23 protein-coding genes are annotated in these 19,187 nt (G+C 30.2%); 14 read left to right on the top strand and 9 right to left on the bottom strand.

Annotated elements, in window-relative coordinates; all coding sequences use genetic code 11:
* Window positions 1-66: 66 nt before the first annotated feature.
* Both ACQY31_RS04755 and ACQY31_RS04750 read right to left on the bottom strand, forming a co-directional pair.
* Window positions 67-1,881 carry a sodium:solute symporter family protein gene (locus ACQY31_RS04755; protein WP_428079015.1) on the bottom strand — a complete coding sequence of 605 codons (1,815 nt, stop codon included), beginning with the start codon at window positions 1,879-1,881 and terminating at the stop codon, window positions 67-69.
* A complete protein-coding gene (locus ACQY31_RS04750; RefSeq protein WP_428079013.1) occupies window positions 1,881-2,141 on the bottom strand; it encodes a DUF4212 domain-containing protein in 261 nt (86 codons plus the stop codon). Before ACQY31_RS04750 ends, ACQY31_RS04755 begins: the two co-directional genes overlap by 1 nt.
* A 121-nt stretch (window positions 2,142-2,262) precedes the next feature.
* Here ACQY31_RS04750 and ACQY31_RS04745 point away from each other — a divergent pair, with 121 nt between their 5' ends.
* Window positions 2,263-2,886, top strand: coding sequence for an esterase (locus tag ACQY31_RS04745; protein WP_428079012.1), 624 nt, complete (start codon window positions 2,263-2,265; stop codon window positions 2,884-2,886).
* Here the strand turns inward: ACQY31_RS04745 and acs are convergent.
* From acs to tsaD, 3 genes are read right to left on the bottom strand one after another with little or no spacing between them, the layout of a single operon-like run.
* Window positions 2,883-4,919 carry an acetate--CoA ligase gene (gene acs, locus ACQY31_RS04740; protein ID WP_428079010.1) on the bottom strand — a complete coding sequence of 679 codons (2,037 nt, stop codon included), beginning with the start codon at window positions 4,917-4,919 and terminating at the stop codon, window positions 2,883-2,885. The two genes, ACQY31_RS04745 and acs, sit on opposite strands and share 4 nt — an antisense overlap.
* A gap of 13 nt (window positions 4,920-4,932) precedes the next feature.
* Window positions 4,933-5,346 (bottom strand): EVE domain-containing protein, encoded by a 414-nt coding sequence (locus ACQY31_RS04735; protein WP_428079008.1) that lies wholly within the window; start codon window positions 5,344-5,346, stop codon window positions 4,933-4,935.
* Window positions 5,346-6,419, bottom strand: a complete 1,074-nt coding sequence (gene tsaD / locus ACQY31_RS04730; protein ID WP_428079006.1) for a tRNA (adenosine(37)-N6)-threonylcarbamoyltransferase complex transferase subunit TsaD — start codon at window positions 6,417-6,419, stop codon at window positions 5,346-5,348. The genes ACQY31_RS04735 and tsaD overlap by 1 nt, the downstream gene beginning before the upstream one ends.
* Window positions 6,420-6,474: 55 nt before the next feature.
* On the opposite strand from tsaD, the gene hemC reads away from it, so the two are divergent.
* The 9 genes from hemC to ACQY31_RS04685 all read left to right on the top strand — a co-directional run bounded on the left by hemC (window position 6,475) and on the right by ACQY31_RS04685 (window position 12,544).
* Window positions 6,475-7,392, top strand: a complete 918-nt coding sequence (hemC, locus tag ACQY31_RS04725; protein WP_428079005.1) for a hydroxymethylbilane synthase — start codon at window positions 6,475-6,477, stop codon at window positions 7,390-7,392.
* A gap of 1 nt (window position 7,393) precedes the next feature.
* Window positions 7,394-8,092, top strand: coding sequence for a uroporphyrinogen-III synthase (locus ACQY31_RS04720; protein WP_428079003.1), 699 nt, complete (start codon window positions 7,394-7,396; stop codon window positions 8,090-8,092).
* Window positions 8,093-8,094: 2 nt separating this feature from the next.
* Entirely contained in the window at window positions 8,095-9,180 is a 1,086-nt protein-coding gene (locus ACQY31_RS04715) for a mechanosensitive ion channel family protein (RefSeq protein ID WP_428079001.1), read from the top strand.
* Window positions 9,177-9,467: a YggT family protein gene (locus tag ACQY31_RS04710; protein ID WP_428079000.1), complete on the top strand. Its 291-nt coding sequence runs from the start codon at window positions 9,177-9,179 to the stop codon at window positions 9,465-9,467. The genes ACQY31_RS04715 and ACQY31_RS04710 overlap by 4 nt, the downstream gene beginning before the upstream one ends.
* Window positions 9,468-9,475: 8 nt before the next feature.
* Window positions 9,476-10,321, top strand: coding sequence for a bifunctional 5,10-methylenetetrahydrofolate dehydrogenase/5,10-methenyltetrahydrofolate cyclohydrolase (locus ACQY31_RS04705; RefSeq protein ID WP_428078998.1), 846 nt, complete (start codon window positions 9,476-9,478; stop codon window positions 10,319-10,321).
* A 79-nt stretch (window positions 10,322-10,400) separates the two neighbouring features.
* Window positions 10,401-10,604, top strand: coding sequence for a hypothetical protein (locus tag ACQY31_RS04700; protein ID WP_262589965.1), 204 nt, complete (start codon window positions 10,401-10,403; stop codon window positions 10,602-10,604).
* Window positions 10,605-10,607: 3 nt separating this feature from the next.
* Window positions 10,608-10,877, top strand: coding sequence for an SHOCT domain-containing protein (locus tag ACQY31_RS04695; RefSeq protein ID WP_428078996.1), 270 nt, complete (start codon window positions 10,608-10,610; stop codon window positions 10,875-10,877).
* A gap of 10 nt (window positions 10,878-10,887) precedes the next feature.
* Complete coding sequence (locus ACQY31_RS04690; protein WP_428078994.1) at window positions 10,888-11,766, top strand: alpha/beta fold hydrolase; 879 nt, start codon at window positions 10,888-10,890, stop codon at window positions 11,764-11,766.
* Window positions 11,753-12,544 carry a TauD/TfdA dioxygenase family protein gene (locus tag ACQY31_RS04685; RefSeq protein ID WP_428078993.1) on the top strand — a complete coding sequence of 264 codons (792 nt, stop codon included), beginning with the start codon at window positions 11,753-11,755 and terminating at the stop codon, window positions 12,542-12,544. Before ACQY31_RS04690 ends, ACQY31_RS04685 begins: the two co-directional genes overlap by 14 nt.
* On the opposite strand, the gene ACQY31_RS04680 is transcribed toward ACQY31_RS04685, so the two are convergent.
* From ACQY31_RS04680 to ACQY31_RS04670, 3 genes are read right to left on the bottom strand one after another with little or no spacing between them, the layout of a single operon-like run.
* Complete coding sequence (locus ACQY31_RS04680; protein WP_428078991.1) at window positions 12,545-13,528, bottom strand: MBL fold metallo-hydrolase; 984 nt, start codon at window positions 13,526-13,528, stop codon at window positions 12,545-12,547.
* 4 nt (window positions 13,529-13,532) lie between these two features.
* Window positions 13,533-14,624, bottom strand: a complete 1,092-nt coding sequence (locus tag ACQY31_RS04675) for a PQQ-dependent sugar dehydrogenase (RefSeq protein WP_428078990.1) — start codon at window positions 14,622-14,624, stop codon at window positions 13,533-13,535.
* Window positions 14,599-15,309 carry an SDR family NAD(P)-dependent oxidoreductase gene (locus tag ACQY31_RS04670; protein WP_428078989.1) on the bottom strand — a complete coding sequence of 237 codons (711 nt, stop codon included), beginning with the start codon at window positions 15,307-15,309 and terminating at the stop codon, window positions 14,599-14,601. Before ACQY31_RS04670 ends, ACQY31_RS04675 begins: the two co-directional genes overlap by 26 nt.
* A gap of 27 nt (window positions 15,310-15,336) precedes the next feature.
* Between ACQY31_RS04670 and ACQY31_RS04665 the strand changes: the two genes are divergently transcribed.
* From ACQY31_RS04665 to ACQY31_RS04650, 4 genes are all read left to right on the top strand, one after another.
* Window positions 15,337-16,827 carry a cryptochrome/photolyase family protein gene (locus tag ACQY31_RS04665; protein WP_428078987.1) on the top strand — a complete coding sequence of 497 codons (1,491 nt, stop codon included), beginning with the start codon at window positions 15,337-15,339 and terminating at the stop codon, window positions 16,825-16,827.
* A 151-nt stretch (window positions 16,828-16,978) separates the two neighbouring features.
* Window positions 16,979-17,107, top strand: coding sequence for a DUF2256 domain-containing protein (locus tag ACQY31_RS04660; RefSeq protein WP_428081194.1), 129 nt, complete (start codon window positions 16,979-16,981; stop codon window positions 17,105-17,107).
* Between the two features lie 5 nt (window positions 17,108-17,112).
* Window positions 17,113-17,832, top strand: a complete 720-nt coding sequence (locus ACQY31_RS04655; RefSeq protein WP_428078985.1) for a type 1 glutamine amidotransferase — start codon at window positions 17,113-17,115, stop codon at window positions 17,830-17,832.
* A complete protein-coding gene (locus ACQY31_RS04650; RefSeq protein ID WP_428078984.1) occupies window positions 17,829-18,050 on the top strand; it encodes a hypothetical protein in 222 nt (73 codons plus the stop codon). Before ACQY31_RS04655 ends, ACQY31_RS04650 begins: the two co-directional genes overlap by 4 nt.
* Here the strand turns inward: ACQY31_RS04650 and ACQY31_RS04645 are convergent.
* Entirely contained in the window at window positions 18,047-19,186 is a 1,140-nt protein-coding gene (locus ACQY31_RS04645) for an FAD-binding domain-containing protein (RefSeq protein WP_428078982.1), read from the bottom strand. The two genes, ACQY31_RS04650 and ACQY31_RS04645, sit on opposite strands and share 4 nt — an antisense overlap.
* Window position 19,187: the final 1 nt, after the last annotated feature.

The raw sequence follows: 19,187 nt of genomic DNA, 5'->3' as shown, positions 1-19,187 counted from the left end.
GGAATTTATATTTGATCTTAAAAATAAATAAAAGGGGCGAAATTAATCGCCCCTTAAAAAGATTATTTATTTTTGGCCACCGATTACAGATGCACCCGCAGGTACCCTAGAATCATCAACCATTTTTTGTGTTGCAGCGCTTGGTGCTGAAGTCATTAAACTTACAACAACCATAGCTACTAAGCTAACAGTAGATCCGAAGATACCAAATGTTAACTGAGTAATTCCTAAGAATCCACTTCCACCACTTCGTACCCAAACTAGATACGCGAAACCAGAAACTAATCCTAAGACCATACCAGCTATAGCACCTTCTTTATTAGCTCTCTTCCACCATACACCAAGTACAAGTGGCCAGAACAATCCAGACATCGCAAAGTCAAAAGCCCAGATTACTGAACCTAAGATACCTTGGATCTCCATTGCTGCAATAGTTGCTCCTGCAAAACCAATTACTACAAGTAATACCCTTGCAACAACTAGTCTCTTAGCAGTCTCAGCTTTAGGGTCTACCATTTTGTAGTAAACGTCATGCGAGATTGCATTTGCAATTGCAAGAATCAAACCATCTGCAGTTGACATCGCAGCTGCCAAACCTCCAGCAGCAACTAGACCTGAGATTACATATGGTAATCCAGCAATTTCTGGTGTTGCTAATACAACGGCTTTACCACCCATGAAGAACTCATTTAATTCAACAGTTCCATTTCCGTTAAAGTCGCTTACAAACATCAGATTTGCTTGGTTCCAGTTTTGATACCAATCGATTGCTTGAACTTCTGCAATTGATTTACCAATAATACCTGTTGGTAAGTTTGGATCAATCAAAGCAAGTTTAGATAGTGTAGCTAACATTGGTGCAGAAGAATATAGTAGGAAGATAAAGAATACTGACCAACCTACTGATTTTCTAGCTGCTTTTACACTTGGAGTAGTAAAGAACCTCATCATTACGTGTGGTAATGAAGCAGTTCCCATCATCATTGCTAATGCTAATGAGATGAAAGCCCAAGGTGTTGCGTTTACTTCAGAGTGAGCTTTAGTAATACCAGCTAACCCTTTAGGTACTGTAGCTAAATCAGCAGCAGAGTTTTTAACAAAACCAAACTGTTGTTCTAACTCACTAATTCTAGCAACTTCATCAGCTAACATGAAGTGTGGGAAGAAGCCCGCACCAATATTGTTACTGATCCAGAATACTGGAAGTAGGTAAGCTATAATTAGTACAATGTATTGCGCAACCTGTGTCCAAGTTACCCCTCTCATACCACCAAGCATCGAACATAATAAAATACTTACTAGTCCAACATATACTGCGTATTGGAATGGGATATCTAAAGCAACAGCTGCAATAGTACCTGTAGCGTTAATTTGTGCAGTCACATATGTGAACGATGCAACAGTTAAAACAATAACTGCCATCAATCTTGCAGTATTACCACCGTATCTAGTACCTACGAAATCTGGAACTGTGTAACAGCCAAATTTTCTTAAGTATGGTGCTAATAAAGTTGCAACTAACACGTAACCACCTGTCCAACCTACAAGCAAAGCCATATATCCATAACCTTTGAAGTAAATACCACCTGCCATTGCAACGAATGAAGCACCAGACATCCAGTCGGCTGCGGTCGCCATTCCGTTGAACACAGTTGGAACTGTTCTTCCAGCTACGTAATAGTTACTTGCTTGAGCTGTTCGAGATAGCCAGCCAATTAGTGCGTAGATGAAAATGGTAAAACCTACAAAGCAAATACCAATTGCTTTTGCAGACATACCCATCTGCTCACCAATCGCCATCAAGATTATGAAACCTATAAATCCACCTGTGTAGATTCCATAAACTTTAGGCAAGTTATCTATAAAATTACCCTTAATCATTAGTTGTCTCCTTTTTCACTGAAGCCGAACTCTTCATCAATTTTTTCTTGTCTACCTGCAAACCAGAAAATAAGGATTACAAATATGGCAAGAGAACCTTGACATGTGAACCAATAAGTTAATGGATACCCAAAAGGTCCCGTAACTTCATTCATTTCAGCTCCGAAAAGGAATATACCCATTGAGAACACAGCCCAGATTGCAAGTGTTATAAACAACAAGCTTCTGGTCTTTTCCCAGTGTTGAGCGTTTTTAGCCATGTATACCTCTCTTTTTTAGTTATAACTGTTAAAACCATAACCATTATGAAAGAGAATAAAAGTGTAAAATTAAGCGTATTTGGTTAATTTTTTCTAATATTTTTAATAAAATTAACCTTTTATGGATAAAAAAAAATTCAGCTGGAAAGATTTATCTTTAAGTGATTTCAAAGTTTATTTTTTTTCTTTGTTTAAAGCTTTTATTCCTAAATCAAAAATTAAAACTTTAGATGAGTTAGAAGAATTTATTCAAACAAAATCTGCATGGGTATCTCAAGTTACACTTTATAGTTATTTAAAAACTAGAATGGGAACAAGATATGTTCTTCATTTTGATAATGATGAATTTATGAAGTCTGTTAATGAAGCTAAATGGAATATCTATTCTGTTGCTCTTCAAGATTTAACTTTCTTCACTTTTTCATATTTAAAAGTTAATTCTAGTTTTAATGAGCTAGATAAAGCTAAAGAAATTTTTTTAAAAATTTTAGATGATGAGACAACAAATAACATGCCTTTAAATATTATTGAAGAAGCAAAAAAAGAATTTGATGAAAGATTAATTAAAATTGATTGGGAGAAGTATCACAATGATCGTCCTTTTAATCCAAGTGCTTTATCAATGTACAAATGGGCACCAATAGCAGATGAGTTAAAAACTATGGATCGAAAAATAGTTTTAAACTCTGTTATTTTAAAATGGGATGTTATTAAAAAAGAATTTAAAGATAGAATACAGCTTTAAACATTCTTTCTGTTTTCAACCAAACTATCTACAACACTAGGGTCGGCTAATGTAGTTGTATCACCCAATTGACCATGTTCATTAGCAGCAATTTTTCTTAAAATTCTTCTCATAATTTTTCCAGATCTTGTTTTCGGAAGTCCTGGCGTGAAATGAATTAAGTCAGGTGTAGCAAGAGGACCAATTTGTTTTCGAACCCAAAGTTTTAGATCTCTTTCGAGTTCACCAGTTTCTCTTTCACCAGCATTTAATGTTACATAACAATACAATCCATTACCTTTAATATCATGTGGGTAACCCACGACTGCTGCCTCTGCTACTTTAGGATGAGCTACAAATGCACTTTCAATTTCAGCTGTACCCAAGTTGTGTCCTGATACAATAATTACATCATCTACCCGACCTGTAATCCAATAATATCCATCCTTGTCTCTTCGACATCCGTCACCAGTAAAATATTTGCCTTCAAACTGAGAAAAGTAAGTATCAATAAATCTTTGATGATCCCCATATACTGTTCTCATCTGTCCAGGCCATGATTGTGCTATGCAAAGTCTTCCTTCTCCAGGTCCTTTTATCTCTTTGCCTGATTTGTCAACAATCATAGGCTTAATTCCATAAAATGGTTTTGTTGCAGAACCAGGTTTCAAAGGAATAGCACCCGTTTGAGGAGCAATTAATATTCCCCCTGTCTCTGTCTGCCACCATGTATCTACAATTGGGCACTTAGAATTTCCAACTGTTTTGTAATACCACATCCAAGCTTCGGGGTTTATTGGTTCACCAACAGTTCCAAGTAATTTTAAAGATTTTCTAGATGTTTTTTTGACAGGCTTATCACCCTCTCTCATTAAAGCTCTGATTGCAGTGGGTGCAGTATAGAAAGTATTTACTTTGTATTTATCAACTATTTGCCACCATCTAGAACTATCAGGATAGTTTGGTATTCCCTCAAACATTATAGTCGTTGCTCCGTTTGAAAGAGGACCATAGATAATATAACTGTGACCTGTTACCCAACCAATATCTGCAGTACACCAATAAATATCTTTTGGTTTATAATTAAAAATATATTGATGAGTCATTGATGCATACACCATGTATCCACCAGTTGTATGCAAAACTCCTTTTGGTTTTCCAGTTGAACCCGATGTGTATAAAATAAATAATGGATCTTCAGCGTTCATTTCTTCAGGCTTGCACTGAGAAGGAACATCTTTAATTAGATCATGATACCAAACATCTCTATCATAATTCCAACTAATTGAATTACCAGTACGTTTAACAACGATACATTTTTTTACATTAGGGCAGCTTTCTAATGCTTCATCAGTTGTTTCTTTCAATGGTATAGTTTTTCCACCTCTAACACCTTCATCAGCTGTAATTATATATTCAGACTCACAATCATTCACTCTTCCAGAAATAGAGTCTGCTGAAAAACCTCCAAAGATAATTGAATGAACTGCACCAATTCTAACACATGCTAACATTAAAATAGCAAGTTCTGGTATCATTGTAAGATAAATCGTAACTCGATCTCCTTTTTTAATACCTAATTTTTTTAAACCATTTGCAGCTTTAGAAACTTTTTGGTGAAGTTGTTGGTAGGTAATTTTTTGACTATCTTTTGGATCATCACCAACCCAAATTATTGCTGTTTTATTTTTTTTATCTTTTAGATGTCTATCGATACAGTTTGCAGATGCATTTAGTGTTCCATCTTCAAACCATTTAATTTTTACTTCCTTAGAACTATATTTAACATCTTTAATTTTTTTATACGGTTTAATCCAAGTAATTCTTTTTCCCTCTTTTTTCCAAAATTCGTCGTTATTTTTTATAGATTCAGAATATTTTTCCTCATATTTACTTTTGTTAGCTAAACTACTTTTGATCCATTCAGACTTAGTTTTTATTATCAATTCTGAAGTAAGTTTTTCACTTTTTTTTAAACTTTTTTTTTTAACCTTAGTTTTTTTCTTAACTACAGTTTTTTTTTTAAATTTAGCTTTTTTCTTTTTTTTTGGCATAGATTATTTTTTTTTAAATTTTACTCATGTTATTTATAATTTTCCAGCTTTTATCATCAATTGGCATTACTGAAAGTCTACTTTGTTTAATGAGTGCTAAATCCCTTAAATCCTTATTTTTTTTGATATTTTCCAGGGTCACTGGCTTAGAGAACTTGCTTTTAAACTGAACTGTTACCGCAACAAATCTTCCAGTCTTGTCAGTTTTATCTAAATAGTGTTCTTTAATTACCTTTACTATTCCAACTATTTCTTTGCCAACATTAGAGTGATAAAAAAAGCATAGATCACCCTTCTTCATATTTTTTAGATTATTTGCTGCTTGATAATTTCTAACACCATCCCATGGAGCACCTTTTTTGCCAGCCTTAATTTGTTGATCAATTGACCAAACATCTGGTTCTGATTTTAATAACCAATAATTCATTACAGTTCTACTCCTGCACCTTTTAAAAAAGCAGCTTTTTCATCTAAAGGCCATCTTGGTTTAGCTGGATAATCTAAAGTATTAAATTCATTTAATTTATATTTTTCCAGACCTACCATTGCAATCATTGCAGCATTGTCCCCACAAAGTTCTATTGGTGGAAATATACTTTTATAATTGTTAGTCTCACATAAATTAATTAACATTGATCTAATTTTTTTGTTGGCAGCGACACCACCAGCAACTACAAAAACTTTTTCTTTTAATTTATTTTCTTTTTCAAATTCTTCAAATGCTATCTTTGTTTTTTTATTAAGAATCTCTTCAACTGTCTTTTGAAAAGAAGCTGCTAAATCAAATTTTTCTTGTTCTGTTTTGATAGATTTCGAAATTTTTAAAATTGCAGTTTTTAATCCTGCAAAAGATAAATTGCATCCACCTTTATTAAAAATTGGTTTAGGCAAATCATATTTTTCTGGATCTCCTTTTTTTGCTAAAACTTCGATTTGTGGTCCACCAGGAAATTCAATTCCTAAAAGTTTAGCTGTTTTGTCAAAGGCTTCACCAAGAGCATCATCAATAGTTGTTCCTAATCTTTTATATTTTCCAAGACCTTGAACACTTAAATATTGTGAATGACCTCCAGAAATTAGCAATAATAGATAGGGATAATTTAAACGAGAATTTAACTTAGGACTTAATGCATGACCTTCAAGGTGATTAACTGCTATAAAAGGTTTATTAATTGCGCTTGCAAAAGCTTTTCCAAAACTTAAACCGACTGACAAACAAACAATTAAACCAGGCCCGGCAGTTGAAGCAACAGCATTAATATCTTCAATTTTTTTTCCACTATCAGCAATTGCTTTTTCAACAATCCAATCTATTTTTTCTATGTGTGATCTTGCAGCTAGTTCGGGAACTACTCCTCCAAATTCTTTGTGAACATCAACCTGACTAGAAACAATATTGGATAAAACTGTTGGAATTTCTTTATCATTTTCAGTTATTATAGACGCTGCAGTTTCATCACAGCTGGTTTCTATTCCAAGAATTAAGGGTTTTTTAGTCATTCAAATAGTTTTTAATAATTGTACAATCTCAATACAAGTAAGAAATAAATTTTTAATGAATAGAAAAATTATAATAGGCTCAAGGGGAAGTAAATTAGCTTTGCTTTACGCGCAAAAAGCTAAAGATAAAATTATTGGAGCTTTAAACTTACCAAATGATCAGATTGTCATTAAAACAATAACAACAAAAGGTGATCAAATACAAGATCAAAGATTATCGGAGATCGGTGGCAAGGGTTTATTTTCTAGTACGATTGAAAAAGAACTTAAAGAAAAAAAAATTGATGTAGCAGTGCATGCATTGAAAGATATGCCGGCAATTGAAACTAAAGGACTTACAACAAATTCATTTTTAGAAAGGACAGATCCAAGAGAAATTTTAATAACAAATGAGAATAAAAATATTAAAGAATTAAAACAAAATGCAACAGTAGGAACTTCATCTTATAGAAGAGAATTTCAAATTAAAAAAATAAGATCAGATATTAGCTGTAAATTAATAAGAGGAAATGTAGACACTAGAATTAAAAAGCTAAAGGAAGGCATTTATGATGCTATAGTTTTATCTTATGCAGGTATAAAATATTTAAATTTAGATAATGAGATTTCACAAATTTTTTCAACTGATCAAATTATTCCAAGTGCAGGTCAAGGCATTATTGCTTTGCAATGTAGAGAAGACGACAATTATATTATGAGAGTTTTAGAAAAAATAAATCACAAAGATACATATAAGAGAGCTCACATAGAAAGAAATATTTTAAAAGTATTGGAAGGTGATTGTGAAACTGCAATAGGAGCTCATTCAATTATAGAAGGAGATAAAATTACTGTTGAAGCTGAACTTTTTTCGCTGGACGGTTCTCAAATATTTTATGAAAAAAAATCTGGTAATATTGATATGTTTAAAGAAATTGGAACAGAAGTTGGTAACACTTTGAAAATTAAATCAAAAAATTCATATAAGAAGTAAAATGCATATTTTGTTAACTAGACCTATAGAAGATTGTTCAGAAATTATAATTAAGTTTCAATCTTTAGATCATAAAGTTTCTCACCTCCCATTAATAAATGTTGAAAAAGTTCAACATGAAGAAATTAACTCTGATGATTATGGCGGTATAATTTTCACAAGTTCTAATGCAGTGAGAAATTTAAATTTAGAAAATTTAAATAAAAAATTAATTTGTTTTTGTGTTGGTAGTGCTACAGAAAAAAAAGCTAGAAGTTTAGGTTTCCAAAATACAATTGCTGCAGAAGGAAATGTTTTAAACCTTAAAGAACTAATTTTACAAAATTATGAACCAAAAGAAACTCCACTCCTTTATGTAAGTGGTGAGATAATTACAACTGATTTAGACCAACAATTGTTAAAAGAAGGCTATGCTGTTAAACGAATTGTAAACTATAAAGTAAATCATACTGAGAAATTTGATGAAAATTTTGTTAACAATTTAAAGCAGAATATGCCAGATATTGTTTATGTTTATTCTCAAAACAGTGCCTCTAGTTTTTTAAATTTCATAAAAATTTACCAAACAGAAAATTTGTGGATGAATACAAACTTGATGTGTATAGGTGAAAAAACCTCGTCAATATTGAATGAAATTAAATGGAAGAAGATATTCCTTTTTAATCCTGGAGAAGAAGAGTTTTTGTTATATAAAATTTAATTATGGAATTAATAAATAATTTTTCTGAAATATTTTTATCTGTTTGGAGCAAAGGAATACTTGGTGTTGATATTTTTCAAATTTTAATTGGTATAGGGATATTCTTACTTTTTTTAGTCTTTAGAGGATTAATTAGTAAATTAATTATAAAAAAATTAGAAATTATTTCAAAAAGAACAACAAACAAATTAGATGACACTTTTGTTCAGTCATTAATTGGTCCAGCTAGATTTTTACCTATTGTATTAGGTTTCTTTATTGCAAGTTACTACATGACCTTTTCAACAGAGGGAAGAGAAGTAGTTGATACAATTAATAGAACGTTGATTACGATATTAATTTTTTGGGTTATTCATCAAATAATAGAACCAATTTCATATATCTTAAGTGGACTAGATAAACTTTTAACCAGAGAACTTATCGGGTGGATAATTAAATCACTTAAGATTTTAATATTTATTTTAGGATTAGCTGCAGTACTGGAATTATGGGGAATTAAAATAGGACCAATTATTGCTGGTCTTGGTTTATTTGGAGTTGCAGTTGCACTTGGAGCGCAAGATTTATTTAAAAATTTAATTTCTGGAATTTTAGTATTGGTTGAAAAAAGATTTAAAATTGGTGATTGGATTGCAGTTGAGGGGATTATTGAAGGTATAGTTGAGAAAATTGGTTTTAGATCAACAACAATAAGAAAGTTTGATAAATCTTTGGCAATTATTCCTAATTTTCAATTTGCAGAAAATGCAGTTGTTAATGTGAGTGAAACATCTAACTGGAGAATTAGATGGATAATTACATTGCAGTATGATTCTACAATTGATCAATTGAAAAAAATAAGAGAGGAAATTGAAAGTTATATAAATAATAGTAAAGATTATAATCAATCAGCTGGGGTTGCAGTTAGAATTGAGAAGTTTTCTGATAGTTCCATAGATTTATTGGTAAGATGTTTTACTAATTCAAATAGCTGGAGCAATTCACTAGAAGTTAAAGAGAGATTGGCAATTGAAATTAAGCAGATTGTTGAAAAAAATAATGCCTCTTTTGCTTTCCCAAGTCAGTCAATTTATGTTGAGAAAAAATGATAGCAATTTTTTATCTAGTTTTGCAGATTTTGAAACTGTATTCTTATGTTGTTATAGCCAATGTAATTATAAGCTGGTTGATAGCGTTTAATGTTTTAAATACTCAAAACAGATTTGTTTATTCAATTTTAGAGCTTACTTATAAATTAACTGAGCCAATCCTTAATAAAATTAGACGTTTTATGCCTAATTTAGGATCGCTAGATATCTCACCGATCATTCTTCTTCTATTGATTTGGTTTATTGAAATGTGTATGAAGCTCTACATTGCACCAATTATATTTTAGAAAGTAAAATGATTTTAATTGACGGAAAAAAAGCTGCAGCTGAATTAAGAGAAGAATTAAAACAAGAAGTATCAGGGCTAAAATCCAAATATAATAAAGTTCCCGGTTTAACTGTGATATTAATTGGAGATCTTACTCCTAGTCAAATTTATGTTCGTAATAAAGAAAAATCAGCAAACGAAGTAGGGCTAAAATCAGAAGTAATTAAATATCCGGATAGTGTTGAAGAAAAAACTGTTTTAGAGAAAATTGAAGAATTAAATAAAGATGAAACAGTTTCAGGAATTTTAGTTCAATTACCGTTACCAAAACATATAGATAAACAAAAAGTTATTGAGGCCATTGTTCCTTCTAAAGATGTAGATGGTTTTCATCCAATGAATGTTGGTAATCTTTCATCAGGTTATGAAAGCTCAGTTCCTTGCACACCTCTTGGCTGTTATTTGTTAATTAAAAAAATTGAACCAAATTTAAGTGGAAAAAAAGCAGTAGTAGTTGGTAGATCAAATTTAAATGGAAAACCAATGACCCAATTACTTTTGAAAGAAAATTGCACCGTAACAATTACTCATTCAAAAACTAAAGATCTAAAAGCTGAATGTTTAGAAGCAGATATAATTGTTGCAGCAGTTGGTATACCTGAGCTTGTAAAAGGAGATTGGGTAAAAAAAGATGCAATAGTAATTGATGTTGGTATCAATAAAACTGATAAAGGTATAGTTGGAGATGTTGATTTTGAAGATGTTTCAAAAAATGCAAAAGCTTTAACCCCAGTTCCAGGTGGTGTAGGGCCAATGACTATCGCGTGTTTATTAAAAAACACAATTGAGTGTTTTAAAAGATCACAAAAATAAAGACTTTTTATATAAGTTTAATTGTCTCAAGGATATTTAAACTGATTTAATTACTGTTGTATTTGATAAGCTGGTTTAGATGAAAAAACCTAAATACGAATATAGAATTGCAATAATAATGATCTTATTAACTGCTGTTCCAATTGGAGCTACTCAATTAGGTTGGTATTTATATAATAAACAAGTTGGTTTTGATTTTGGCATGATTGCTGGAGTTTTTTCTGTTATCTTAGCTGGGTATTTGATGTATGAAAAAGGTTGGAGAGATGAGGATGAGGATTAATTAATGGAAAAAATTATTTTTTTTGCTTTAGCAGTGCCAATTTTAGGATTTGTTTTTTACCTTGGTGGATCTGCAATAATGAAAGGTTTTAAAGCTAAAGTTGATAACAGACCTGTTAAATCAGAAGAAAAAGAGGAACACGAAACTCAAGTTTCTCCAACAAATTCTAATGACTTAAGTAATGAAATTAGCAAATTAAATGAACTACATAAAAGTGGAGTTTTAACTCAAGAAGAATTTGAAAAGGCAAAAAGTAAACTATTGAATAATTAATAGTTTAATCATGTTTAGAGGATTTAAAAAAAAATTCATAAAAGTAAATAAAGGAAAAATTTTTTGTAAATTTAAAGGGAATGGTCCCCCGTTATTGTTGCTTCACGGATACCCTCAAACTCATGCAATGTGGCACAAAACTGCTCCAGAACTTAGTAAATATTTTACCGTAATTGTTGCTGATCTAAGAGGATATGGGGATAGTTTTGTTTTACCTGGTGGAATTAATCATAAAAATTATTCTAAAAGAGAAATGGCTAAAGATATGGTTCAGCTAATGAGTAAATTGAAATTTAAAAAGTTTTATGTTGCAGGTCACGATAGGGGTGGAAGAGTTGCGCACAGAATGGCAAGAGATTTTAGAGATAAAATTTTAGCTTTGAGCGTTTTAGATATTTGTCCAACTCTGGATATGTATGAGCATACAGATATGAAATTTGCAGCTGGATATTTTCATTGGTTTTATTTAATACAACCAGCACCTCTACCAGAGAAAATGATCATGGCAGATCCTAAAAGATGGTTAAAAAGTCGTTTTAACAGATCATCTAAACTTGCGGTTGGAAGAGTTGAGGGTGAGTATTTAAGAGCCTTTAAACAAAAAAAAAGAATTCATGCAACCTGTGAAGATTACAGGGCTGCGGCTACTATAGATTTAGAGCATGATAAAAAAGATCGAAAAAAAAAATTAAACATTCCTATACAAGTTTTGTGGGGAAAAAAGGGAGTTGTTGGAAGGCAATTTAAATCAGTTAGAATTTGGCAAAAATACACAAACAAAAAAGTTTATGGAGCAGAAATTAATTCAGATCATTTCATTCCAGAGGAAAGTCCTAAACAAACAATAAATCATCTAAAAAAATTTTTTTTAAAAAATGTTGGAAATTAAACCAAATAAAAAAAATATTGGTGCAGAAATAATTGTAAATTTAAAAGAAATTACAAATAAAGATATTTTTAAAATTAAAAGGGCGCTAAATAAATATGGATTGTTATATTTTAAGGAACAAAAATTAAATTCTAAACTTTATATTAAGTTTGCTAAACATTTTGGCAAATTAGCAAATTATCCAAGATTAAAAGGATTAAGTAAGAAATTTAAACAAATTACTGTAGTTCAAAGGAAAGCAACAGATAAGGGACCTAGTTTTGGAGAACAGTTTCATACAGATTCTATTTACACAAAAAAACCACCAAGATTTACAATGCTTTATTCTAAACTAGTTCCTAAAAAGGGTAGAGCAAACACTGAATTTTCTTCTCAATACTTAGCTTATGATTATCTATCTAAATCAATTAAAAATAAGTTGCTTAAAGTGAAAGGAAAGTATTCTTCTGAAGGACCAATTTCAGTTACTACCAGAGAAAGAGTGAAAGAGAAGGGAAGAAAAATTAAAGAATTAAAATCTACTCATAATATTATAAAAAAGATAAACTCTAAAAATACAATTTATTGTAGTCCTGGACATCTTGTAGGATTTTCTCCAAATTTAAAAAATTCTGAAAAAGTTAAAAAAGAATTATTTAAGCACCAAGTTAAAAAAAAGTTTCAATACTCATTAGAATGGGAAAAAGATCAGTTAGCTATTTGGGACAATAGATCTATGCTCCACCAAGCTACCCCTTTTAAAGGCAATAGAATTATGCATAGAATAACTATATTGTAGTTATAATAATTCGTTTAAGGATTTTACCTCACCAATATTAAATGTAATTGTATCTTCTTTTTTAAATCCATAATTTTCTGCATTATCTTTAAATCGAATTGGTGGTTCCATAATTGGCTCTAAAGATAAAACAAAAGTCCCCCAATGCATTCCTAATACTTTTTTACTTTTAAGATCCTTTGCTATATTTAAAGCTTCTTCTGGGGTTGTATGGTAAATAGTTTTGTCAAACATTGGTTTAAAATTATATGCTCCAATGTTAATCATAGTAAGATCAATTGGGCCATATTTTTCTCCTAGTTCTTTGTAGATATTTCCATAACCAGTATCACAAGCAAATAAAATTTTTCTATTTTTATATTCAATTAAAAAATTTCCCCACAAAGTTTTGTTTGTGTCTGTTAGACTTCTTTTTGACCAATGAACTGCTGGTAGTAAGGTTATTTTTAAATCACTGTTAATATTTTTGTGATCATACCAATCCATTTCATTTACATCTTCATAATTCTTAAAATATTTTCCAAGGTTAAGTGGAACTAATACTTTTGCATCCTTGTATGGAAAATTTCTAATAGTTGACATATCTTGATGATCATAATGATTGTGAGTTAATAAAAATAAATCTGTTTTTGGAATTTCGTTTAGATCTAATGCAGGTTTAGTAAATCTCTTTGGTCCAAATATTAATGGACCTGCATTTTTTGAAAAAACGGGATCGGTAATTATTGTTGTGTTACCTAATTTAATTAAATAAGTAGCGTGCCCAATCCAGGCAATGTAATCATTATTTTTATATTTTTCTAAATCAGATTTAACCTTTTCTTTTTTGACAACATGCTCTTTTGGAAAATTAAGACTGACATTTTTTCTTAGCTTACTAAAGGTTCTATAAGAAAATTTTCCTGATCTAGATATCACAACAGGCGAACCTTTAGGATTTCGAAAAGTTCCATTAGATAAATGGTGATAAGGTTTTTCTTTCATTATATTAATTATTTTTTTCCATAAGCCACAAATCATCTCCAGCTAAAAAGTAAATTTTTCCATCAATAGGGTGAACTTGTATGTCTCTAATTCTCCCAATTTTATCTTTAAAAATAATTTCTTCTTGAATATTAGATTTGTTTGAAAATATTAATTTTCTTAAAGATTTATCTTTAAGAGAAGTAATTAATGCATGACCATTCCATTCTTCAAATTCTTTACCTTTATAAATTGTAATAGCACTTGCGGCAATGGATGGAACCCAATATTGAATAGCTTTTGTAAATCCTGGCTTCCACTTCGGACCAATTTTAGTTCCTGAGTAATTTTTCCCTCCCCAACCTAAAATTTTCCAACCATAATTTTCTCCTTTTTTTGCCTCTCCAAACCAATCACCACCCCTTGCACCATGATTGCTCATATAAATTTTTCCATCAAATTCTGAAAAAGTTAAACCCTGAGGGTTTCTAACTCCAATCTGATATATCTCTGGAAGCCATTCTGGCTTATCTTCAAACCTAGGATTATCTTTTGGAATGCTTCCATCTAAATTAATTCTAATAATACTCCCTGGATGTTGTGTTGGATCTTGAGCAATCATATTCATGCCCCTTTCACCTGCTGAAGCAAACAAGTAATTTCCTTTGATAGCAAGCCTTGATCCAAAATGATATCCAGACTCAATAGGTGGTTCAGCTTGAAATATATTTTTAAAATTTAAAAAATTCTTATTCAAATCTGCTTTTGCAATTGAGGTGCTAGTTTTCCAGTCTCCTCTATTTTCTGAATATGAAATCCATAATTTTTTATCTTTGTAAATAATATCTAAAAGGCCACCTTGACCATGAACAAAATAGTTTAAATTATGTTTAATTTCAGAAATATTTTTTGAAATAATATTTATTATTTTAATTTTGCCACCTTTTTCTGTTACAATTAATTCTTCACTATTAATGAAACTTGAACCCCATGGTTCACTAAAAGATCCTAATTTTTCAAAATTATAATTTTTAGAATTTGCTGTTGCAGATATTAAAATAAAAAAAAATATAAAAATAAATTTTTTCACTTTATGAAAGTTTAGATCTACCACCATCTACAGCTATAACTTGACCAGTGATCCAAGAACTATCTTCTGTAATTAAAAATTTAGCAAGTGATGCTGAATCTTTTCCTTCCCCTAATCTTTTTAATGGATGAGCTTTTGCAATACCTTCTGCTAAAGCAGCATTTTTTAACATGGGTTCAGCAATTTTAGATTTTGTTAAGCTTGGTGCCACACAATTTACTCTTATGTTTGGAGCAAATTCTGCAGCTAAAGAAACAGTCAGACCTTCAACAGCTGCTTTTGTTGAAGCGATAATTGCATGATTGGTGAAACCTCTTTGTGCGGCAACAGTTGAAAACATTACAATTGAACCTTTATTTTTTTTTAAACTTTCTTGATACCCCTTGATAGCTTCAACAGCAGAATAAAGATTAAGCTTCATGCACTTTTGAAAATCTTGCTCATTAATCATTCTAAGAGGTTTTAAATCTATAGATCCTACACAGTAGGCTAATCCTTTAATTTCAGAAATATCTGATTTAACTTTTTCTATAAATCCATCCTCCAAAACATCCGCAACGGTATGTGAGCATTCAAGTTTTTTAGAGATAGAATTAAGTTCACTTTCATTTCTTGCAACTAAATGAATATCGTTTCCAGAGTTTTTTAATTGTTCCGCTAAACTTGATCCAATAGAACCTGTCGCACCAAAAATTACATATTTTTCTGACATAAAAAATTTAATTAGTTATATTTAGTTATGAAGTTATTTTTTATACTTGGTAATCAATTATTTCCAACAAAATACCTAGACCGCTTCAAAAAAGACCACCTATTTTTTATGGCTGAGGATAAGGGTTTATGCACTTATGAAAAGCATCATAAACAAAAAATTTTATTATTTTTATCCTCAATGCGTTCCTATGCTGACGGCTTAAGAAAAAACAAATTTAAATTAGAATACGTCAAAATCGAAGACAAAGAGTTTCATGATGATTATTTAAAAAAATTAAAAAAAATTATTACTCAAAAAAAAATAAAAGAAATTTCTAGTTTTGAAGTAGAGGATAAATTTTTTGAAAAAAAAATTTCTCAATTTTTAAAAAAAGAAAAAATTAATTGGAATGTAATTCAAACACCAATGTTCCTAAATTCTAGAGAAGAATTTAAAAATTATTTATCAAAATCAAAAAAACCTTTTATGGCAACTTTTTACAAGGAGGTTAGAAAGAAATCAGGAATATTGATGGGTTCAGATGGTAATCCAATCGGAGGCAAATGGAGTTTTGATGAAGATAACAGAAACAAATTACCTAAAAATATTTTAATTCCTAAATTTCCAAAAATTAATGAAACCAGTCATACAAAAAAATTAAAGCCTATTATTGAAAAGGAATTTAAAAACCATCCAGGAAATATAGAAAATTTTTGGTTTGCAACCGAATATGAAGATGTGGTTAAACTTTTAAACTTTTTTATAAAAGAAAAATCTAATCTATTTGGTGATTATGAGGATGCTGTTGATCAAAAAGATAATATTCTTTTTCATAGTGCTTTAAGTCCTTATATAAATTTAGGTTTAATAACACCTGAATTTGTTATCCAAAAAATTTTAGATTTTCATAAAAAAAATAAAATTAGAATGAATTCCTTAGAGGGCTATGTACGTCAGGTAATTGGATGGAGAGAATTTATGCGTGGAATTTATCAGTCCTATTCACAAGAAATGGAAACTGGAAATTTTTTTAAACAGAATAGAAAAATGAAAAGTTCATGGTATGAGGGTTCCACTGGTCTTCCACCCCTAGATTATGCAATTAAAAATGCAGTTAATCATGGTTGGTCACATCACATTGAAAGATTAATGATCCTTTCCAACATCATGAACCTTTGTGAGATAAAGCCTACAATTGTTTATAAGTGGTTCATGGAGATGTTTGTAGACTCATCAGATTGGGTAATGGTCCCGAATGTTTATGGAATGGGATTGTTTAGTGATGGAGGGATTTTTGCGACTAAACCTTATATTTGTGGATCTGCATATTTTATGAAAATGATGGACTTTAAGAAAGGTGAATGGTGTAACATTATGGATGGTCTTTACTGGAGATTCATAGATCGAAACAGAAAATTCTTTTTAAAAAATCCAAGACTATCAATGATGGTTAGAATTTTTGATAAAATAAAAGATGAGAGAAAAAAAATGATTTTATCAGAGGCTGATAAATTTATTAAACAAAATACAATCTAAATTTTATGTACATTGCTATTAGTGGTCTAAAGCTTAAAAATTTTTTTTCAAAACTAAGATTTTGTTTGTTAGCAATTCCATCTTTTAGAGCAAAACTAAAAGCTGAAGCAAATATATTTTGTGAAACAAAGCCATTTTGAAGAATATTAAATTGAAAAAACAAAACTTACCGACAAAAATATGCTCTGTATGTAAAAGACCATTTACGTGGCGGAAAAAATGGAAACTTAATTGGGATAGAGTAAAATATTGTTCCAAGAAGTGTTCTAAGCTAAGTTAGCCATAGTGAATATAATAGTACTACAACACATTAAAATAGAGGATCCAGGTTACATTAAAGATTTAATGCTATCTGATGGATTTAATTTAACCACAATAGAGTTAGACGAAGGTGAAAAAATACCAGAGAATCTTAGTAAATTTGATGGAATGTTTTGTATGGGAGGACCAATGGATACCCATATGGAAAAAGAATATCCATGGTTAATTGAAGAAAAGAAAAAAATTAAAGAATTTGTTACAGATTTGAAAAAACCTTATTTAGGTTTTTGTTTGGGTTGCCAGTTATTAGGAGAAGTAGTGGGAGGTAAGGTTGTTAAATCAAATCCTGCTGAAATTGGTATTATGGATATTAATTTTTCTAAAGAAAAAGAAAACGATAATTTGTTTTCACAATTTCCTAATAAAATAAAAAGTTTACAATGGCATTCTTATGAAGTTCAAGGAATAGAGGATAATAAAGATATTACTTTGTTAGCTTCCTCACCGATTACTAAATATCAAATCTTTAAATATCAAAACCACGCTTACGGAATTCAATTTCACATAGAAATAAAAGATAAAACAGTCAATGAATGGGGATGTGTTCCTGAATACAAGAAAGCTTTAGAGGATCAGCTCGGTAGTGATGCTTTAGAAAAGTTTGATCAATCAGCAAAAGATAACATGAATGACATGAATAATTATTCTACAATTCTTTATAATAATTTTAAAAAACTTTTATGAATAATAAAATCTTTGAATGGGCAGGGGTTATTACAGCAATATTATATTCTTTATTTGTGGCTTTAAACATAGGAATAGAATTTTTTGGTTTTTGTTTATTACTTTTGTCAGCTATCTTAATTGGAATTTGGGCTTACAGGGGTGGCCACAAAGGAATTCTCTTACTTCAATTTTTCTATGCGACTGCTGGAATTATAGGTATGATTCGATGGTTTTAACTCAAGGTTGAAACAATTTTGGGAATATAATTTTTAAAATTAAAAAAACCTTTATTACAATATTGCCAAGCTAACTGATCGAGACTTCTGTATAAAAAATCTACATTTATATTATTTGAATTTAAGTAGTCTAAGTTTTCACCGACTGTTGGATATAAACTACAACAATTTTTAATATTTATCACTTCACTTATATCAATAACCTGAAAATCAATGGATTGTTTTTTTAATCTTTGTGCTTGGTCTTCTATTAACAGAGATTTAAATTTCGTTAATTTTTCACTAAGTTTTATAGATCTATTTTCATTTTTGTTATAAACTAAGTAAATTTTCTTAAATTTTTTTTCTTTAAAGTCAGAGATTTCAAAAGAGAGATTATTGTCAAAAATTAAAAGATTTTTTTCTTCGATGTTTTGTGTGTTATTAAAATCTTGTTTTATTATTTGATAAGATTTTTCTGAAATCTTTGGAGGTGCATTTTCATTTAATTTAATATTCTGAAATCTATTGTTTGTGAATTTTTTAATATTCCATTCACTGGCAAGATAGTGTTTACCTTGAGTTTGAATACCTGCAACCCATCGCCATCCCAGAGTATTTGATGCAGCGTCTCCATCATAAAGATTTTGCATGAAAAATTCTGCACCTAATTGCCAAGGTAATTCTAAGGTAAAAATCCAAATACTAGCAAACCACATTCTTGTATGATTATGTAAGTAATTGTTTTCTTTCAGTTCATTAACCCAAACATTAAAGCATTCAATGTCTGTCTTCCCTTCAATTGCTGAGAGGTAGTTTTTATTATTTTGAAATTCATTTTTTATTTGATTTAATTCAACAAGATAATCTGTCCAAACATTTGGTCTTAGTTCTAGCCAACCTTTCCAATAAGTTCTCCATAGAACTTCCTGAATAAATTTTTCATTTTTTGAAAAAGAAAATTTGCTTAGAGCTTTCTTAATGACCTCTTTTTCATTAATAATTCCATGGGTTATGTATGGTGATAAGCAAGATATATTAGATCTTTTTTCAGGACCTAAATCAAAATTTCTTAATTTAGAATATTCTGCAAGACCGTTATTGATAAAATTATTTAATTGATTTAAGGCCTCGGCCCTAGAAGCTTCAAACATCATT

It is taken from the genome of Candidatus Pelagibacter sp. (assembly GCF_965262185.1).
Taxonomy (GTDB): Bacteria; Pseudomonadota; Alphaproteobacteria; order Pelagibacterales; family Pelagibacteraceae; genus Pelagibacter.
This window is presented reverse-complemented; position numbering and strand designations above follow the sequence as displayed.